The sequence below is a fragment of the Longimicrobium sp. genome, assembly GCF_048594345.1.
Classification (GTDB): Bacteria; Gemmatimonadota; Gemmatimonadetes; order Longimicrobiales; family Longimicrobiaceae; genus Longimicrobium.
On sequence record NZ_JBMDXM010000099.1, the window covers coordinates 1 to 15,958 of the forward strand.

The window sequence follows — 15,958 nt, forward strand, 5'->3', positions numbered from 1 at the left end:
GCGTAAGGCAGGCTTCATCTTGCTTCGGATGGAGATCCTTCGGTCGGCGCACGGGCTGCCGCGTGTCACCGACGGTTCAGGGCGGCGCCTTTCTCAGGATGACAAGTGGGGGCGGAGGGGGCGCTGACGAGCCCGGGCGTAAGGCAGGCGTCATCTTGCTTCGGATAAAGATACATCGGTCGGCGCACGGGCTGCCGCGTGTTACCGACGGTTCAGGGCGGCGCCTCTCTCAGGATGACAGGTGGGGGCGGAGGGGGGGGCGGAGGGGGGGCTCTGACGAGCCTGGGCGTAAGGCAGGCTTGCGGCCTCACTTCCCCGAATTTCGGTAAACAGATAGATTTCCGGCCGTTCTCGACACCACTGATCACGTTTTTCCACGGCGGGCGATGCGATTCCGCGATGTGCCGCCGGCCACGCGTTTGTAGATGATGCAGATCCGCTCCCTGATCGCGCTCGCCATCGTCGCGTGCACCGTCGCCGCGCCGGTGCGCGCCCAGCAGGGCGCAACTGACGCGACCGCGCCGTCGATGCAGGGCCCCTACACGTTCGGCGTGCGCATGGCGGAGAGCCTGCGGGCGGCGGGGCTGGCGCAGCCCAGCGGCCGCGTGCTGCTGTTCGTGGACAGCGGAGGCGTGCAGCCGCGCGTGTCGTTGCAGCTCAGCAACGTGCCGGCGGAGCTGCACGGCGTGGTGCTTCCGCTGGTGAACGAGTACGTGGCCACGCGCGGATCCGCCGCGCCCTCGCACCTGAGCATACTCCTGGAGGCGATGGTGCCGCGCCCGCCGCGGGACACGGCCGAGGTCCGGAGCGAGCAGCTGCCGGAGATCGCCAATGCGTCGCAGGTGCGCGCGTACCTGACCAACGTGGCGCAGACGCACCCGGCGTCAACGGACGGCACCGTGGACGTGCACGCGACCGTGCGCGTGTACGTAAACGAGGCGGGGCAGGTGGTGGTGGCCGAAGCGCGCCCCACGGGAGACCCGCACATCGACCTGCACCTGACCACCATCGCCCACGCCATGCGCTTTCGCCCCGCGCGCATCAACCGCCGCCCCGCAGGTGTGTGGATCGCCATCCCCCTGCACTTCACCCCCACCCGCTGACGGAGGCGCGCGCCCTCCCGCCGCGCCACCGCTTCTTTCCCCTCACACCCTCACACCCCCACACCCGTTCACCCCTTCCCCCGCTTCCCTCCCCCCCGCCGACTTCTTACATTCGCCGCCAGCGCCCGCCGCCCCGGCTGGGCGCGCTCGGAAACCGACGGGACCCGACCCATCCATGACGCTCCCCAGCCGCGACGACGCGCTCGCGCTGATGCACCAGCACGTCCAGAGCGAAAGCCTGCGGCGGCACATGTACTCCGTCGAGGCTGCCTGCCGCGCCTACGCCCGCCGCTTTGGTGAGGACGAGGAGCTGTACGGGCTGGCGGGGCTGCTGCACGACTTTGACTACGAGGAGTTTCCCGACGAGCACCCGCTGCGCGGCGTGGAAATGCTGCGCGAGCGCGGGTATCCGGACGAGCTTCTGCACGCCGTGCAGGCGCACTACGCGGCGCGTACGGGCGTGCAGCCCGAGACGCGCCTGGACCGCACCCTGCACGCCTGCGACGAGATTACCGGCCTGATCACCGCCGCCGCGCTGGTGCGCCCCAGCCGCTCGGTGATGGACCTGGAGGCCAAGTCGGTGCTCAAGAAGATGAAGGACCGGCAGTTCGCGGCCGGCGTGGACCGCGAGGACGTGCTACGCGCCGCCGAGGAGCTGGGTGTGGAGTTTGCCGAACACGTGGAGTTCGTCATCCATGCCATGCGCGGCGTCGCCCCGCAGCTGGGGCTGGCCGGTCCTGACGCGTGATTGATGAGCTGGATCCGCGATGTGTCTGATTCCGTTAGGCTCGTGCGTTGTACCCGGTTACGAACCGCGCCGGGGATTTCGGGATACTGATACTGCAATAAGTATCAGCCGCATTGCGAGGGGTGTCGGAGCGTATCTCCTTGCCGCGGGACCGTTTGGAGACGCGGCCCGCGCGCGGTTCAGATTCTTTCCTCGCGCGCGAGTTCGGGATAGATTACGCGCGGTGGCGGTTTTGATCGGTACCGAACACACGAGACAACGAGAACCTTGATTACCCTGATGCTGGGGGGATTGGGCGCCCTGGCCCTAGGTCTGGGCGTGCGCCATTACTCGACACCGGCGTGCCCCCGCTGCAAGCGCCGCGAATGGGACCGCAAGCTGTGCGCGCCGCTTCTGTTCTGCCGGCGCTGCGCCACCCGCGTGGATTCGCAGGGGCGCATCTACAACTGAACGAGCGGGCCTTTCGGTCTTTGCGCGCGGCGGCGTTCCCACACCGGGGGCGCCGCCGCGCCGCGTTGTATCAGCGCACTCATCTCGATGGATCGCAACGAGTTGCGGTGGGCCCTCGCGCGGTCCGGCCCACCGTGTTACTCTATGAACGGGGGTGGTGGGGCGGGGAACGGGGCACCGGCGGCGGGCGGGACCCGCGCCGGGGGGCCATGCCGAAGGCAGCACTCGAAGCAAAGGGAAGAGCCATGAGGAAGCCGGTCAGCAAGCACGCGTTGCGCAGGGCGATGGAGCAGGCCCGCGAAGAGGGCATCATTGCCTGGGACGAGCCCACGGGCGCCGTGGTGGACCACGTATGGCACCAGCTCGCCAAGCAGGCGCTGGAAGGCAAGCCCCGTACGGGCCAGGAGCGCGCGTCGGATGCGCGCCGCCGCGAGCCCGCCGCCGTCTGACCGTTCCCGCGGCAGTCCGCCGCACCGCCGGCCCCGTGCCCGATCCGGGCGCACCGGCCGACGCGAGCCCCGGCCCCGGCCGGGGCTCGCTGCGTGCCGAGCTTCTCTTCAACCTCACCTTTCTGGCGCTGGCCGCCGCCCTGCTGGGCGTCACCACCCACACCGTGCTGCGGCTGGTGCAGCCCGGCGACGCCTGGCTGCTGGCCCTGCTGGTGGCCGTGGACGTGGCCGTGTACCTGCTGCTGGCCAACCACCTCATCCAGCGCCTGGTGCTGCGCCCCGTGCAGGCCGCCGTCGAAGCGGCCGCCGCCGTGGCGGGCGGCGACTACGCCCGCCGCGCGCCCCCCGCCGACAGCGTGGAGATGGCCGCCCTTTCCGCCGCGCTCAACCGCATGACCGAGCAGCTGCTGGAGAACCAGGAAAAGCTGGCCGAGAACGTCCGCTCGCTCGACGAGACCAACCGCCGCCTCCTGGCCACCCAGCGCGGCCTGGTCGAGGCGGAGAAGCTGGCCTCCATCGGACGGCTGGCGGCCGGGGTGGCGCACGAGATCGGCAACCCGCTGGGCGCGCTGATGGGGTACGCCTCCGTCCTGCGCCGCCGCGGGGTAGATCCCGAGCTGACGGTCGGCGTGGAGGGCGAGGCGCGCCGCATCGACCGCATCGTCCGCGGGCTGCTGGACTACGCGCGCCCCGCCCCCGTGGACCGCGCGCCCGTGGACGTGAACGCCGCCGTGCGCTCGGCGGTGGAGGTGCTGCGGGGGCAGGGGGCGCTGGAGGGGGTAGAGGTGGCGCTGGAGCTGGCGCCGGAGCTGCCCGCGCTTCACGGCGCGCCGCACCTGCTGGAGCAGGCGTTCCTTAACCTGGTCGACAACGCGCGGCGGGCGATGGCGGGGCCCGGCTTCATCACCATCACCACGCGCCTGGTGCGCTACCAGACGGGCACCCGCATTCCCACGCGCCGCGCGGACGATCCCCCCGGCATCACGTACGCGCACCTGCGCCGCCCGCGCATCACCAGCGTCCGCGACCCGCACCGCATCGAGCCGGGAACGGAGACGGTGCAGGTGACGGTCGCGGACAGCGGCCCGGGGATCCCCCCGGAACACATCGACAAGGTGTTCGACCCCTTTTTCACCACCCGCGCGCCGGGGGAGGGAACGGGGCTGGGCCTTGCCATCGTCGCGAGCACCGTGGCAGACTTGGGCGGGCGCATCGAGGCTTCTTCGGGGGCCGGCGGCGGCGCCGTCTTTACCCTATCCCTCCCCACCGGGCGGCCCGCGTGAGCGATCGGCGCGTTCTGGTCATCGACGACGAAGCCGGCCTCCGGCATACCCTGCTCCTCATCCTGCGCGACGAGGGCTTTGCCGTCACCGTGGCCGAAGACGGCGAGGCCGGGCTGCGCATGGCCCTGGCCGACCCGCCGGACCTGGTCCTGTGCGACGTGCGGATGCCGCGCATGGGCGGCCTGGAGTTCCTGGAAAAGTACCAGGAGGCCGGCGGCTCGGCGCTGGTGGTGATGATGAGCGCGTACGGAACGGTCGACGCCGCCGTGGAGGCCATGCGCCGCGGCGCCTACGACTACATCTCCAAGCCCTTCAACGCCGACGAGGTCGTCCTCACGCTGCGCAAGGCGGAGGAGCGCGAGCAGCTGCGGCGCGAGGTGGCCCTGCTGCGGCGCGAAGTGGGCCGCGCGGTGGGGTTCGAGGAGGTGGTCGGCGTTTCCGACGCCATGCGCGAAGTGACGGACCTGGCGTCGCGGGTGGCGCCGTACCCCTCCACCGTGCTGCTGACGGGGGAAAGCGGGAGCGGCAAGGAGGCGGTCGCCCGGGCGGTGCACCGCGCCTCGCCGCGGCGGGACCGTGCGTTCGTGGCCGTCAACTGCGGCGCCATCCCCGAGAACCTGCTGGAAAGCGAGCTGTTTGGCCACGAGAAGGGCGCGTTTACCGGCGCGGACCGGGCGCACGAGGGGTTGTTCGAGCAGGCCGACGGCGGCACGCTGTTCCTGGACGAGATCGGCGAGCTTCCGCTTTCGCTGCAGGTAAAGCTGCTGCGCGTGCTGCAGGAGCGAAAGTTCCGGCGGGTGGGCGGCACGGGCGAGCGCGCGGTGGACGTGCGGGTGCTGGCGGCCACGGCGCGCGACATGGTGGACGAGGTGCGCGAGGGCCGGTTTCGCGAAGACCTCTTTTATCGCATCAACGTGGTGCAGATCCACGTTCCTCCGCTGCGCACCCGCCCGGAGGACGTTCCCCTCCTGGCGGAGCACTTCCTTCGCCTGCACGGCGCGCGGCTGGGGATGGAAACGTTCGATCTGCCGAAGGAGCTGGTGCCGGTGCTGGCCCAATACGGGTGGCCTGGGAACGTCCGCGAGCTGGAGAACGTGATCGAGCGTGCGCTGGTGCTCTCCGGCGGTCGCATGGGTATCGATCACCTGCCGCCACACGTGCGCACCGGCCGTCACCCCTTCGAGCTCCCCGACGCCGACGGCGACCTTTCCGTAAAGCGCCGCCTTCCCGCGCTGGAAAAGACGCTCATCGCCCGCGCGCTGGAGCGCTGCAAGGGCAACCGCACCCGCGCGGCCGAGATGCTGGACCTGTCCGTGCGCGCGCTTTCCTACAAGATCCAGGATTACGGCCTGGAGTAAGGAAGTGCGTGAGTGCGGGCCGCTCGCCGCGCTTCTCTGTTTCTGATGGTCTGATGGATGAGAGATGTTTGGCGCGGAGGCGCAGAGGAGCCGTTTCCTCTGCGCCTCCGCTTCGTTGTGCATACAGACTCCGAAACAGAATGGGCCTCACACGGAGTCAACGGAGTTAACGGAGTTTTCTCGCGCCGTTACCTCTGGCTGGTCGAGGAGGCACGAACTGGCATGGGGGCATCGGGAACGTGGTGGAGATGGAATGCGGCAGGGGGCCATCCGCGTTTTTTCGGGAAGGGATGTGGATCGGTCGATGTCCTCTGGAGCGGATGGATGCCCGCCGATCGCACCACCTGATGCGCGATCTTGAGAACCCTCCGTCCACTCCACGGCGGAGGTGAACGGCACGAGATCCCGGCCGCGCCGATCCGATCTCGCCACACGCGCGCACCGCCGCAGTCCCACCAGCGTTCTTCTCCGTCTCTCCACCCCTCTTACTCCACGAAATCGAGCCCGGGAGCAGTCGCGTGACTGTCCCGAAAAACTCGTTCGCGTGCTGACGGCTCGCGGTTTGGCCCTTTCGTAACGCACAGGTGAACGTAGCGGACAGTCCTCCGGGGCCGCCGCGCGGCTCCGGACCACCGGTACGGGCGGCGCTGCGGAGGGGAGGCGGCTGTGCGAGTGACGGACGCGAGGGGCGGGTACACGCTGGTGGAGCTGGTGGTGACGCTGACGATCTTTCTGATCCTGATGGCGATCGCGGCACCGCGGTTCGAGTCCATGCTGGCCCACGTGCGTACCCGCGGCGCGCTGAACCGCGTGGCCGTGGACCTGGCCTACACCCGGCAGCTGGCCGCGCGCACCGGCAGCCGCGCCAGGCTGGAGGTGGTGCCCGCGCCCGACTGCCCCCCGCCGCGCATTGGCGCCGCGGGGTACCGCTACCGCATCATCGCGGATGCCGACAGCGTGGTGTACGAGGTGAACCTGCGGCTGGACGGCACGCCGGTGTGCCTGACCACCAACCAGTCGGGAGAGGTGGTGTTCGACTCGCGCGGGCTGATCGTCGGCTTCAACAACCGCACGATGAGCGTGCGGCAGGGCGACCATCCCCCCGTCTCGCTCACCGTCTCGGCCGTGGGCCGCGTGCTGCGCAACTGATGGGCACGTGCCACCGTACGCCGGCGAGGCCCGCTCTCCATCCCTCGTTACGCCTTGCCGCGCAACGGGATGCGGGAACGCCGCGCGCGCGGGCCCCGCCCGTCTGGCATGGCGTGCCACGGCACGTCGGTCTGTACCCGGAGACGGGAGCAGGTGGGAATGGCAATCTGCATGGAATAGTGCAGGATTCCGCCCGACCGGAGGGCCCAATCGGGCAGACCGTTCTCGTAAACTGCCTTCTCACAACAACTTGGCGGAATGCCGCAATCCGGCATACCCGTTGCCTTACCCAGGGCCAGCAGCGCACGAACGCGCTGAAGTACCCCCAGCGCACCGACGCGCTGACGTACCCCACCGTCCTGACCAAGGAAGACTCCCATGCGCAACCTGCGGAACAACAAGGGCTTCACGCTCATCGAGCTCATGATCGTCGTGGTCATCATCGGCATCCTGGCCGCGATCGCGATCCCGAAGTTCAACGCGGTGTCGGTGAAGGCCAAGCAGGCGGAAGCCGGCCCGATCCTCAAGCAGATCTGCAGCCTGCAGGGCACGCAGTTCCAGGAGACCGGCGCCTATGCCGCCAACGTGGCCGCGCTGACGGGCTTCACGGCCCCGACCGCCAAGTACTTCACGTTCGAAACCGCCGGCGGCGCCAGCGCCACCGCCACCGCCACGCCGAACGGCCTGGGCACCACGTCCGGCGTCGTCGCCGAGACCATCACCTGCTAATCCAGGCTGGTTGACTGAAGGCTCCGGGGTCGGGTACGCACTCCCGGTCCCGGAGCTTCTGTTTACGGGCGCGCGCGGATCTCTCCGGCGCCCATCCCTTCTTTCACCACGATGTCGCCATGCGATCCAAGCGCGGCTTTACCCTGATCGAACTGATGATCGTCGTGGTCATCCTCGGGATCCTGGCGGCGATCGCGATCCCCAAGTTCGGCGAGGTCACCAAGCGGAGCAAGGAAGCCGAGGCTCCCCCGATCCTGCGCCAGCTGCACACGCTGCAGGAGCGGCACCGCGAAGCGACGGGCGGCTACGCCACCACGCTCAACGTGCTGGAGGGCGGCACGTCGAACTTCGGCAACGGCAAGTACTACAGCTTCTCCATGCTGGCCGCCACCTCGGCCGCGTACTCGGCGTGCGGAAGGCCCCTGGACCCCGCGCTGGGGCTTACGGCCTGGCAAATCGACCAGAACGGAGACATCCAGGACGTCGCCGCCTGCTGAGCCGGCGGCCGACGGGACCGGGACCGGACGACGAACCGCGCCAGGGCCGCCTTCGGGCGGCTTTGTCGTTGTTTCAGGGCGCATCGAAGCAGGGCCACCGCCGAACGGGCCGTGCCGCGGCGGAGCGGCTTCAGGCGCCGGACCCGGAAAACTTTTCCGGGCGCGGAAAGAAAAGAGGTGCGGGTGCAGGCGGATATCCCCGGAATCGCTGGGTTTTTCCGCCGCCGGCACCGGGCATGGAAGTTGGAATACAGGGACTTCATGACCAGCGCAAACATCGTACGGCACCGGGACAGGCGGGGGGGATACACCCTGACCGAGCTCCTGATCGTGCTGATCGTAGCGGCCATCATCTCGTCGATGGCGCTCCCCAGATTCTTCAGCTTCATTCGGCACCTGAACGCGCGCAGCGCGACCTCGCGAGTGGTGGCCGACCTGACCATGGCCCGCACCCAGGCCGTGCGCGAAGGGCGCTCCGTCTCGCTGCGCATGACCGGCGCGTCCACCTACCAGATTACGGTCGACAACGGCGCCGCGGTGCTGCGGACCATCAAGACCGTGGACGTGCGGGGGGGGCAGCGGGACGTGTCGCTGGCTCCGACCGCGGCGCGCGTCATCTTCGATTCTCGCGGAATGTTGACCGCGGCGTCGGCCCAGCAGCTCCGGGTGGTGCGCTTGGGAAAGGTCGACACCGTAAGCATCTCGGCCGTAGGGAGAGTGTATCGTGGTGGAAACTGATCTGAAGGCCGCGCCGGCCGTGCGCGCGGACCGCGGCGGCTTTTCGCTGATCGAGGTGCTGATCGCCATGGTGGTGCTGGCGGTGGGGCTGCTGGCGCTGGAGTCGCTGGCCATCGGGGCCAGCCGCAGCATCGCCACGGCCAACCGCATGACCGAGTACACGCTGATCGCCTCGCAGCAGCTGGAAAGCGTGCAGGAGCGGGTGCGGACGGGGGGCAACCCCGGCTCGACCGACGTGCGGCTGGCCAACGGAACGCGGGTGCAGACCGTGGTGCAGCGCAACAACGCGACCGGCACCCTGTGGACCATCAGCGTCACGGTTACCCCGCCCGCCGGCGGCGTCGGCAACGCCGCCCTTACCCCCACCACGGTGACCGGCCTTGTATCCCAGTAGCTCTTTCCAGGGCAGGCGCGGCTTTACGCTGGTCGAGCTGCTGATCTCGCTGGTTCTGGGCGCGCTCATCATCGGCGTGGTGCTGCAGTTCGTGACCGGGCAGACCCGCCTGACCAGCATGCAGAGCAGCCGCGAAGAGGTGCAGCAGAACGCGCGCGGGGCGCTGGAGATGGTGGCCAGCGACCTGCGCGGCTCCATCGCGTCGGGCGTGGCGCGGGGCGACGCCGATGCCATCGAGCTGCTGTTGCCGCGCCGCTGGGGTGTGGTGTGCTCGCAGGTGGGCACCGCCCGCACGACGGTGGTGTTTCCCGATCTTCCGGGGCAGGTGACCCCCGCGGGGGTGGGCGCCGGGCTTCTGCTGCAGCAGACCCCCGGCGCCGCCTGGCGGCCGGCGCTCCCGGTGCTGGCCACCGTCGCCACGGCCACCCCGGTGGGGCTGGGCACGTGCGCCGGGCTGAACGTGACCGGCAACGTGGTGGCCTTTCAGCTGGACGGCGCCAACCACCCCGGGGTAACGCCGGGCGCCACGGCGGCGCTGTACCAGCGGGTGCGCTACGACGTGCGCACGTCGCGCGGGGCGCAGTGGATTCACCGCAGCAACGGCATGAGCGACGCCAACACGTTCATCATGCAGCCGCTGGCCGGCCCGGTGGACACGAACGCGGGCGGCGTCAGCTTTACCTACTTTGCGGGCAACCCGCCCACGCCGCTCCCCGCCGCGCCCGGAACCGGCGCCGCGGCGGCGAACCTGAGCCAGGTGCGGCTGCGGGTGCGGATCAAGAGCCGGCAGGGAGGCAGCGCTTCGCAGGTGGAGTTCGACTCCGCCACCGTCCAGATCCGCAACGACAACAACTGATGAGGCCCATGACCCCCCGAATCCTGCGGTTCGCGGCCGACCGCCGCGGCGTGGCGCTCCCCGTGGCGCTGTTCGGCCTGGTGGCGGTGAGCCTGCTGGTGACCACCGCCCTGCTCACCTCGTCCACCGAGTACGCCATCAGCGCGGCGCACCGTACCGCCGCCGGTTCGCTGTACAACGCCGACGCGGCGCTGGAGCAGTACATCTTTACCCGGGCCCAGGCGGGGGGCGCATTCATGCAGGCCACGCAGAACGGGGCGGCGGCGGGGCCCGACGGAAAGAACTACCTGCTGCAGGTGGCGCGGCTGTCGTGGACCGAAGACACGGCCCCTCCCCCGGGGCAGGTGGCGGCGACGGAGCTGTTCTCCATCGTGGCCACGCCGCAGGACGGGCGCGGGCGCGGGGTGGGGGCGTTCTTGCGCCTGCGGCGGCTGGCGGCCCGGCTGGACACCAACATCAACGCGGGCGCCACCTCGGGCGGCGACATCGAGATCACCGGCAGCTCGTTCATCAGCGACGGGCGCAGCGGCGTGAACTACTGCGGCACCAGCGACAACCAGGCAGACTACGCGGTGCAGGTGACGGCCGGCAGCAAGATCGACGCAAAGGACAAGAACCTCGAAGGCGTCACCAACGTTACCACGTACCAGAAGAGCGAGCTGGCGAACAACGTGCTGGGCCCGGGCGTGACCCTGCGCGCGCTGGCCGACCAGGCGACCATCCAGTTCGGCCCCCGCTGGAACAAGCCCGCCTTTTCCGGACGTCCCAGCGGCGACGCCACGGACGAAAACTACAACTGGGGGTGCCCCGCCGTGCTGGGCGTCAGCTGCCCCAACACGTCCAGCCAGCGCCACGTGGTGGTGGCGATCGACGCCAACGGCGGCGAGGTCAAGATCAATGGCGATTACGGGCAGGGGATGATCGTCATAATCAACGGCAGCATGTCAATCCAGGGCAACTTCGTGTACAAGGGAATCATCCTGGTTGAAAAGGACATGAACATCCGCGGCGGCTCGGGCGGACAGGAGTCAAAGATCGAGGGGGCGGTGGTTTCGTTCGGGCAGAACAGCATGATCGAAGACAACCTGAGCGGCAACGCCACCATCAAGTACAACTTCTGCGCGATCGAGGACGCGGAGCGGGCGATGAACCAGAACGCCCTTCAGAACGCGCCGCAGTCGCGCCTGGGCGGCACATTCGCCTGGTACGAACTGATACGCTAACCCCCACCGGGGCAGGGTTTAGCGCGGGCATGTCGCGTCCATCTTGACGAGCGCGCATGCCCGCGCTAACGTGTTGGCAACCTCCCCGATCCATAGCCCAGTCACGCCTTTCGCCGCGGCCGGTTTTGCGGGCCGCGCCTTCACACGGACTCCACGCCGAGGCCCATGGTTTCCTTTCTGCGCCGCAACAAGTCCACGGTAGGGCTCGACATCGGCAGCGGCTTCATCAAGGTGGCCGTGATCGACCATTCCGGCGCCGAGCCGGAGCTGGTGCACGTGTCGCACACGCCGCTCATTGCCGATGCCATCGTCGAGGGCGAGGTCATGGACCCGCAGATCGTGGTGCAGACGGTGAAGTCGCTCATGGAGTCGTCGGGGGTCAAGCCCAAACGGCTTGTCGCTTCGGTGGGCGGGCGCGACGTCATGGTGAAGAAGATCCAGATGGACCGGATGAAGGAGGCGGACGCGCGCGAGGTGATCCGCTGGGAGGCCGAGCAGTACGTGCCCTTCGACATGGAGAACGTGCAGCTGGACTTTCAGATCCTGGATCCGCTGGACGACGGGCTGCAGATGAACGTGCTGCTGGTGGCCGCCAAGCGCGACGTGGTGGACCAGAAGGTGGGGCTGCTGCGTGACGCGGGGCTGGGTCCCAGCGTCATCGACGTCGACTCCTTTGCCCTGCACAACGCCTTCGAGTACAACTACCCCGAAGCCATGGAGGGGGTGGCCGCGCTGGTGAACGTGGGCCACGAGATCAGCACGGTGAACGTGCTGCAGGACGGCGCCATGGTGCTTACCCGCGACGTGCCCTTTGGCTCGCGCAAGCTGCGCGAGGACCTGCGCCGCATGCACGGACTGACGGTTGAAGAGGCAGACGCCGTGCTGCAGGGCCGCTCCGACCGCGCGCGCGAGTTCGAGGAGCTGCTGCGCGGCGGCGCCGAAGACCTGGCGGTGGGGGTGGAGCGCGCCCTGGCCTTTCTGGGCGCGGCCGACGGGGTGACCGGCGCGGGCCGCGTGTTCGTGTGCGGCGGCGGCGCGCGCATCCCCGGGCTGGTGGACGTGGTGGCGGCGCGGCTGCGCGCCCGCACCGAGGTGGCCTCGCCGCTGCAGCGCCTGCGCGCGCGGCCGGGGGTGACCTCCTTTTTCGCCGTCGACGAGCTTGCTCCCATGCTGATGCTGTCGGTGGGGCTGGCACTGCGCCAGGCCGCCTGAGGGCGGCGCCCACCGCACCCCGACCCCAAGACCAACGTGATCGAGATCAACCTGCTCCCCAGCGGCACCCCGCGGCGCCCCGCGGCGTCGGCGCGCCGCGCCCCGGGCGGGCCGTCGCTTCCCAGCCTGGGCGCCGACCCCCGCGTGGCGGGGGTGGCCGGCGCGGCCGTGCTGCTGGCGCTGCTGGGGGCGTACTGGTTCTGGACGTCGGGGCAGACGCGCGGCGGGCTGCAGGCGCAGGTCGAGGCCGAGGCGGCCGACTCGGTGCGGCTGGAGCGCACCATCGCCCTGATGAAGACGCTGGACACCCGGCGCGACACCATCGACCGCAAGATGGAGGTCATTCGCCAGGTGGACACGCGCCGCTACGTGTGGCCGCACCTGATGGACGAGGTGAGCCGCGCCACGCCCCCGTTCATGTGGCTGACCAAGCTGGCGGTGGTGGAGGACGAGGAGGCGGCCCCGCCCCCGCCGCCCACTCCCGCCCAGCAGGCGGCCGCCAAGGCCGACTCGGCCAAGGGCGACAGCGCCGCCGCGGCGGCCGCCCCCGCGGGGCCGGCCCCGGGGCCGGTGTTCACCCTGGAGGGGAACGCGGGCAGCACCGAGGCGCTTACCCGCTTCATGAAGAACCTGGAAGCCTCGCCCATGATCCGCGAGGTGTCGCTGGTGACCAGCGAGCGCGACGACGTGCAGGGGCGCGCCGTGCTCAAGTTCACCCTGGAGGCCCGGTGGGAGGAGCCCGACTCCGCCTTCGTCGAGACCGTTCCCCTTCTCACCGCGCGGTGACCTGACATGGCGCTTCCCCCCCTGGACCCGCAGCAGCGCAAGCAGCTGATGTTTGGCGCGCTGTTCCTGGCGCTGCTGGCCTTTGGCTTCTACGACCGCATCTACACGCCGCGCAAGGCGCAGATCGCGGAGCTGGAAACGCGGCTGGAGACCCTCAAGACGGTGAACACGCGCAGCCGCGCCATCACCCGCGGCGCCGAGGGCGCCATGGACGAGCAGCTGGCGCTGTACCGCCAGCAGCTGGAGCTGGCCGAAGGGCTGATCCCCAGCGACGAGGAGCTTCCCAACCTGCTGGACGCCATCTCGGCCGAGGCGCAGCGGACGGGGGTGGAGCTCACCCTCATCCAGCCGGTGGGCGCCACCGAGGAGCAGTACTACACGCGCCGCGTGTACGACATGGCGGTCACGGGCGGCTACCACCAGATCGGGGAGTTTCTTACCCGGGTGGCGTCGCTGCCGCGCATCGTGACCCCCACCAACCTGACGGTGGCCCCGGCCGCCGACACGCCCGACGCACCGCCCGCGCGCCCCGGCGCGCCGGCGTCGCTGGAGGCGCGCTTTTCCGTGGAGACCTACGTGATTCCCAGCACTCCGGTGGAGGACGATGCGAGCGCCTGAGCGCACCCTGCTGGCGCTGGCGGCGCTGCTGCTGTCCGCCGCGCCCGCCGCGGCGCAGGCGGCGCCCGCACGCCCCGCCGCCGCGGGCGCCCCCCCGGCCGCGCCGGCCGAGGCGTCGCTTCCCGAAGCGGAGGTGTACCGCCGCGAGGTGTTTCAGTACCCCGGCGCCGGCGGCCGCCCCGACCCGTTCTCGCCGCTGCTGAGCGGCGAGGAAATGGGGGTGCGGGTGCAGGACCTGAAGCTGGTGAGCGTGATCTTCAGCGGCACCCCGGGTGCCTCGGTGGCCACCTTTACCCTGCCGGACAGCACCCAGCGGGTGCGCCTGCGGGTGGGACAGCGGCTGGGCTCCGTGACGGTGGTGCGCATTCAGCCCCGGCGCGTGGACGTGCGCGAGGACGAGATGGGCGTGAGCCGCGTGTACTCGCTGGAGCTGGAGCGCCCGCGCCGCGGCGTGACCACCGGGCAGCCCGCCCCCGCGCCGGCCGTGGCCCCGCCGCCGGCCGCCGCTCCCGCAACGCCCGCGGCCGGAGGCCGCCCGTGATGACCCACACACCCCGAGCCATGAGGCGTTCGATGATGGTGCGCAACGCGGTGTTCGCGCTGCTCCTTCCCGCGCTGCTGGCCGCGGCTCCCGCGCCGCCGGCGGCGGACGGAAGCGTGGCGGCGCTGCGCCTGGAAGGGCGCGAGGGGCGCACCGAGCTGACGGTGGAGATCGCCGGCGGCGAGGTGCGCTGGACCGACTTCAGCCTGGACGGTCCGCCGCGCGTGGTGGTGGACATCGAGAACGCCACGCTGGGCCTTCCCTCCAGCCGCTACGAGGGGCTGGACCGCGGCGGCGTGCGCGGCGTGCGCACCAGCCAGCACGCCCCCGACGTGGTGCGGGTGGTGCTGGACCTGGACCGCCAGACGGAGTACCGGGTGGAGCGGGTGGGCGAGGGGCTGCGCATCTCGCTGCAGTCCGGCGCCACCGCCTTTGCGCCGTGGAGCAGCGGCGCCCGCACCGCCGCATCGCAGACGGCGCGGCCGCAGCCGGGCCGCGCGCAGGCGCCCCGGCCGGCGCAGCAGCCGCAGGCGCGCCGCATCACGGTGAGCTTCGAGAACACCGAGATGCGCGACGTGCTGGCCACCTTCGCCGAGTTCTCGGGGCGCTCCATCATCGCGGGGACCGACGTGGCCGGGATCGTGGTGGACGGGGTGACCTTTACCAACCAGCCCTGGGACGTGGCGCTGCGTACCCTGCTGCAGGCCTACGGCCTGGCGGCCGAGGAGCTGTCGGGCGGCATCATCCGGGTGGACCAGGTGGAGCGGCTGGCGGCCCGCGTGGCGGCCGAGCCGCTGGTGACGCAGGCGATCCGGGTGAACTACGTGCCCGCGGGCGACCTGGCGCGCACCTTCGCGAGCATGATGAGCGATCGCGGCAACATCGTCGCCGACACCAGCACCAACACGCTCATCGTCACCGAGGTGGACCGGGTGGTGCGCGACATCCAGGCGCTGGTGACCACGCTGGACGTGCCGGTGCCGCAGGTGGCGATCGAGGCCAAGATCATCTTCGTGGACCGCACGCAGCTGGAGGCGCTGGGGATCCGCTACGACCTGAAGGACTTTCAGGGTAACTCCTTTGGCGGGCTGATCGAGAGCCCGCTGTACGACCCGGTGACGGGGCAGCCCACGGGCGAAAGCTCGCCGGACGACCGCTTCGTGCTGGGCGGCCCCTCCATCGGCGCGGTGGGCAACGCCGACGCCGAGCTGGAGGACGCCACGCTGGACGTGGCGGTGAGCCTGCTGCTGGCCAACCGCTTTTCGCTGATCGCGCTGGTGAGCGCGCTGCAGACCACCGACATCGCCGACGTGCAGGCGATGCCGCAGATCACCATGCTCGACAACACCACCTCGCGCATCTTCGTGGGCGAGGAGATCACCTTCCTGACCGCCTCTACCACGGGTGGCGCGGGGGGCGGGGCGGGCGGCGGGGCGGCGCCGGGCGGCGTGACGCTGCAGCCGGTGCAGGTCGAGGCCGGGATCGAGCTGGAGGTGACGCCGCACATCACGGCCGACGGGCGCGTGCGCCTGGCGCTGCGGGCGGAGAACTCCAACCCGCGCACCACCGAGGCCAACCTGCTGAACGTGGCCCGCCAGCAGGCCGAAACCGCGGTGCTGGCACAGGACGGCGAGACGATCGTGATCGGCGGGCTGACGGTGACGCGCGTGGAGGAGACGCGCAGCGGCATCCCCTTCCTGATGGACCTGCCCCTGCTGGGCGGCCTGTTCCGGAGCACCCGCCGCAGCGAAAGCAAGCAGGACCTCCTCATCCTGGTGACCCCCCACATCGTGCGGCAGCCGCGCTGAGCGCCCGGCGCCGAAC

General features: G+C 70.4%; 18 protein-coding genes. All 18 read left to right on the forward strand.

Annotation, left to right across the window (positions count from 1 at the left end; translation table 11 throughout):
* The first annotated feature begins 428 nt into the window (after window positions 1-428).
* Window positions 429-1,103: a hypothetical protein gene (locus ACOJUJ_RS10950; protein ID WP_420126911.1), complete on the forward strand. Its 675-nt coding sequence runs from the start codon at window positions 429-431 to the stop codon at window positions 1,101-1,103.
* A 175-nt stretch (window positions 1,104-1,278) separates the two neighbouring features.
* A complete protein-coding gene (locus tag ACOJUJ_RS10955) occupies window positions 1,279-1,851 on the forward strand; it encodes an HD domain-containing protein (RefSeq protein WP_420126912.1) in 573 nt (190 codons plus the stop codon).
* Between the two features lie 267 nt (window positions 1,852-2,118).
* The gene (locus ACOJUJ_RS10960; protein ID WP_420126913.1) at window positions 2,119-2,301 is read left to right on the forward strand and encodes a hypothetical protein; all 183 of its coding nucleotides are present in this window, start codon (window positions 2,119-2,121) and stop codon (window positions 2,299-2,301) included.
* Between the two features lie 245 nt (window positions 2,302-2,546).
* Window positions 2,547-2,750, forward strand: a complete 204-nt coding sequence (locus ACOJUJ_RS10965) for a hypothetical protein (protein ID WP_420126914.1) — start codon at window positions 2,547-2,549, stop codon at window positions 2,748-2,750.
* A 35-nt stretch (window positions 2,751-2,785) separates the two neighbouring features.
* Window positions 2,786-4,033, forward strand: a complete 1,248-nt coding sequence (locus ACOJUJ_RS10970; RefSeq protein WP_420126915.1) for a sensor histidine kinase — start codon at window positions 2,786-2,788, stop codon at window positions 4,031-4,033.
* Window positions 4,030-5,391 carry a sigma-54-dependent transcriptional regulator gene (locus ACOJUJ_RS10975; RefSeq protein ID WP_420126916.1) on the forward strand — a complete coding sequence of 454 codons (1,362 nt, stop codon included), beginning with the start codon at window positions 4,030-4,032 and terminating at the stop codon, window positions 5,389-5,391. The genes ACOJUJ_RS10970 and ACOJUJ_RS10975 overlap by 4 nt, the downstream gene beginning before the upstream one ends.
* Before the next feature lie 672 nt (window positions 5,392-6,063).
* Window positions 6,064-6,540, forward strand: coding sequence for a pilus assembly FimT family protein (locus ACOJUJ_RS10980; RefSeq protein ID WP_420126917.1), 477 nt, complete (start codon window positions 6,064-6,066; stop codon window positions 6,538-6,540).
* A 378-nt stretch (window positions 6,541-6,918) separates the two neighbouring features.
* Complete coding sequence (locus ACOJUJ_RS10985; protein ID WP_420126918.1) at window positions 6,919-7,269, forward strand: type IV pilin protein; 351 nt, start codon at window positions 6,919-6,921, stop codon at window positions 7,267-7,269.
* Window positions 7,270-7,388: 119 nt separating this feature from the next.
* Window positions 7,389-7,766, forward strand: coding sequence for a type IV pilin protein (locus ACOJUJ_RS10990; RefSeq protein ID WP_420126919.1), 378 nt, complete (start codon window positions 7,389-7,391; stop codon window positions 7,764-7,766).
* Between the two features lie 261 nt (window positions 7,767-8,027).
* Complete coding sequence (locus ACOJUJ_RS10995; protein ID WP_420126948.1) at window positions 8,028-8,504, forward strand: GspH/FimT family pseudopilin; 477 nt, start codon at window positions 8,028-8,030, stop codon at window positions 8,502-8,504.
* Window positions 8,494-8,898: a type IV pilus modification PilV family protein gene (locus tag ACOJUJ_RS11000; protein WP_420126920.1), complete on the forward strand. Its 405-nt coding sequence runs from the start codon at window positions 8,494-8,496 to the stop codon at window positions 8,896-8,898. Before ACOJUJ_RS10995 ends, ACOJUJ_RS11000 begins: the two co-directional genes overlap by 11 nt.
* Window positions 8,885-9,754, forward strand: a complete 870-nt coding sequence (locus tag ACOJUJ_RS11005) for a PilW family protein (protein ID WP_420126921.1) — start codon at window positions 8,885-8,887, stop codon at window positions 9,752-9,754. Before ACOJUJ_RS11000 ends, ACOJUJ_RS11005 begins: the two co-directional genes overlap by 14 nt.
* 8 nt (window positions 9,755-9,762) lie before the next feature.
* Entirely contained in the window at window positions 9,763-10,977 is a 1,215-nt protein-coding gene (locus tag ACOJUJ_RS11010; RefSeq protein ID WP_420126922.1) for a hypothetical protein, read from the forward strand.
* A gap of 165 nt (window positions 10,978-11,142) precedes the next feature.
* Window positions 11,143-12,189, forward strand: a complete 1,047-nt coding sequence (gene pilM / locus ACOJUJ_RS11015) for a type IV pilus assembly protein PilM (protein ID WP_420126923.1) — start codon at window positions 11,143-11,145, stop codon at window positions 12,187-12,189.
* Window positions 12,190-12,225: 36 nt separating this feature from the next.
* Window positions 12,226-12,975, forward strand: coding sequence for a PilN domain-containing protein (locus tag ACOJUJ_RS11020; RefSeq protein WP_420126924.1), 750 nt, complete (start codon window positions 12,226-12,228; stop codon window positions 12,973-12,975).
* A gap of 6 nt (window positions 12,976-12,981) precedes the next feature.
* Window positions 12,982-13,593: a type 4a pilus biogenesis protein PilO gene (locus ACOJUJ_RS11025; protein WP_420126925.1), complete on the forward strand. Its 612-nt coding sequence runs from the start codon at window positions 12,982-12,984 to the stop codon at window positions 13,591-13,593.
* On the forward strand, window positions 13,580-14,134 hold the full coding sequence (locus ACOJUJ_RS11030) for a hypothetical protein (RefSeq protein WP_420126926.1): 555 nt from the start codon (window positions 13,580-13,582) through the stop codon (window positions 14,132-14,134). Before ACOJUJ_RS11025 ends, ACOJUJ_RS11030 begins: the two co-directional genes overlap by 14 nt.
* 20 nt (window positions 14,135-14,154) lie before the next feature.
* Window positions 14,155-15,942: an AMIN domain-containing protein gene (locus ACOJUJ_RS11035; RefSeq protein WP_420126927.1), complete on the forward strand. Its 1,788-nt coding sequence runs from the start codon at window positions 14,155-14,157 to the stop codon at window positions 15,940-15,942.
* Window positions 15,943-15,958 lie beyond the last annotated feature (16 nt).

What these genes read in the sequence shown, in the direction of transcription:
- ACOJUJ_RS10950 (WP_420126911.1), top strand. Translation starts at nt 429, where the DNA reads ATGCAGATCCGCTCCCTGATCGCGCTCGCCATCGTCGCGTGCACCGTC.
- ACOJUJ_RS10955 (WP_420126912.1), top strand. Translation starts at nt 1,279, where the DNA reads ATGACGCTCCCCAGCCGCGACGACGCGCTCGCGCTGATGCACCAGCAC.
- ACOJUJ_RS10965 (WP_420126914.1), top strand. Translation starts at nt 2,547, where the DNA reads ATGAGGAAGCCGGTCAGCAAGCACGCGTTGCGCAGGGCGATGGAGCAG.
- ACOJUJ_RS10985 (WP_420126918.1), top strand. Translation starts at nt 6,919, where the DNA reads ATGCGCAACCTGCGGAACAACAAGGGCTTCACGCTCATCGAGCTCATG.
- ACOJUJ_RS10990 (WP_420126919.1), top strand. Translation starts at nt 7,389, where the DNA reads ATGCGATCCAAGCGCGGCTTTACCCTGATCGAACTGATGATCGTCGTG.
- ACOJUJ_RS10995 (WP_420126948.1), top strand. Translation starts at nt 8,028, where the DNA reads ATGACCAGCGCAAACATCGTACGGCACCGGGACAGGCGGGGGGGATAC.
- ACOJUJ_RS11010 (WP_420126922.1), top strand. Translation starts at nt 9,763, where the DNA reads ATGACCCCCCGAATCCTGCGGTTCGCGGCCGACCGCCGCGGCGTGGCG.
- pilM (WP_420126923.1), top strand. Translation starts at nt 11,143, where the DNA reads ATGGTTTCCTTTCTGCGCCGCAACAAGTCCACGGTAGGGCTCGACATC.
- ACOJUJ_RS11025 (WP_420126925.1), top strand. Translation starts at nt 12,982, where the DNA reads ATGGCGCTTCCCCCCCTGGACCCGCAGCAGCGCAAGCAGCTGATGTTT.
- ACOJUJ_RS11030 (WP_420126926.1), top strand. Translation starts at nt 13,580, where the DNA reads ATGCGAGCGCCTGAGCGCACCCTGCTGGCGCTGGCGGCGCTGCTGCTG.
- ACOJUJ_RS11035 (WP_420126927.1), top strand. Translation starts at nt 14,155, where the DNA reads ATGAGGCGTTCGATGATGGTGCGCAACGCGGTGTTCGCGCTGCTCCTT.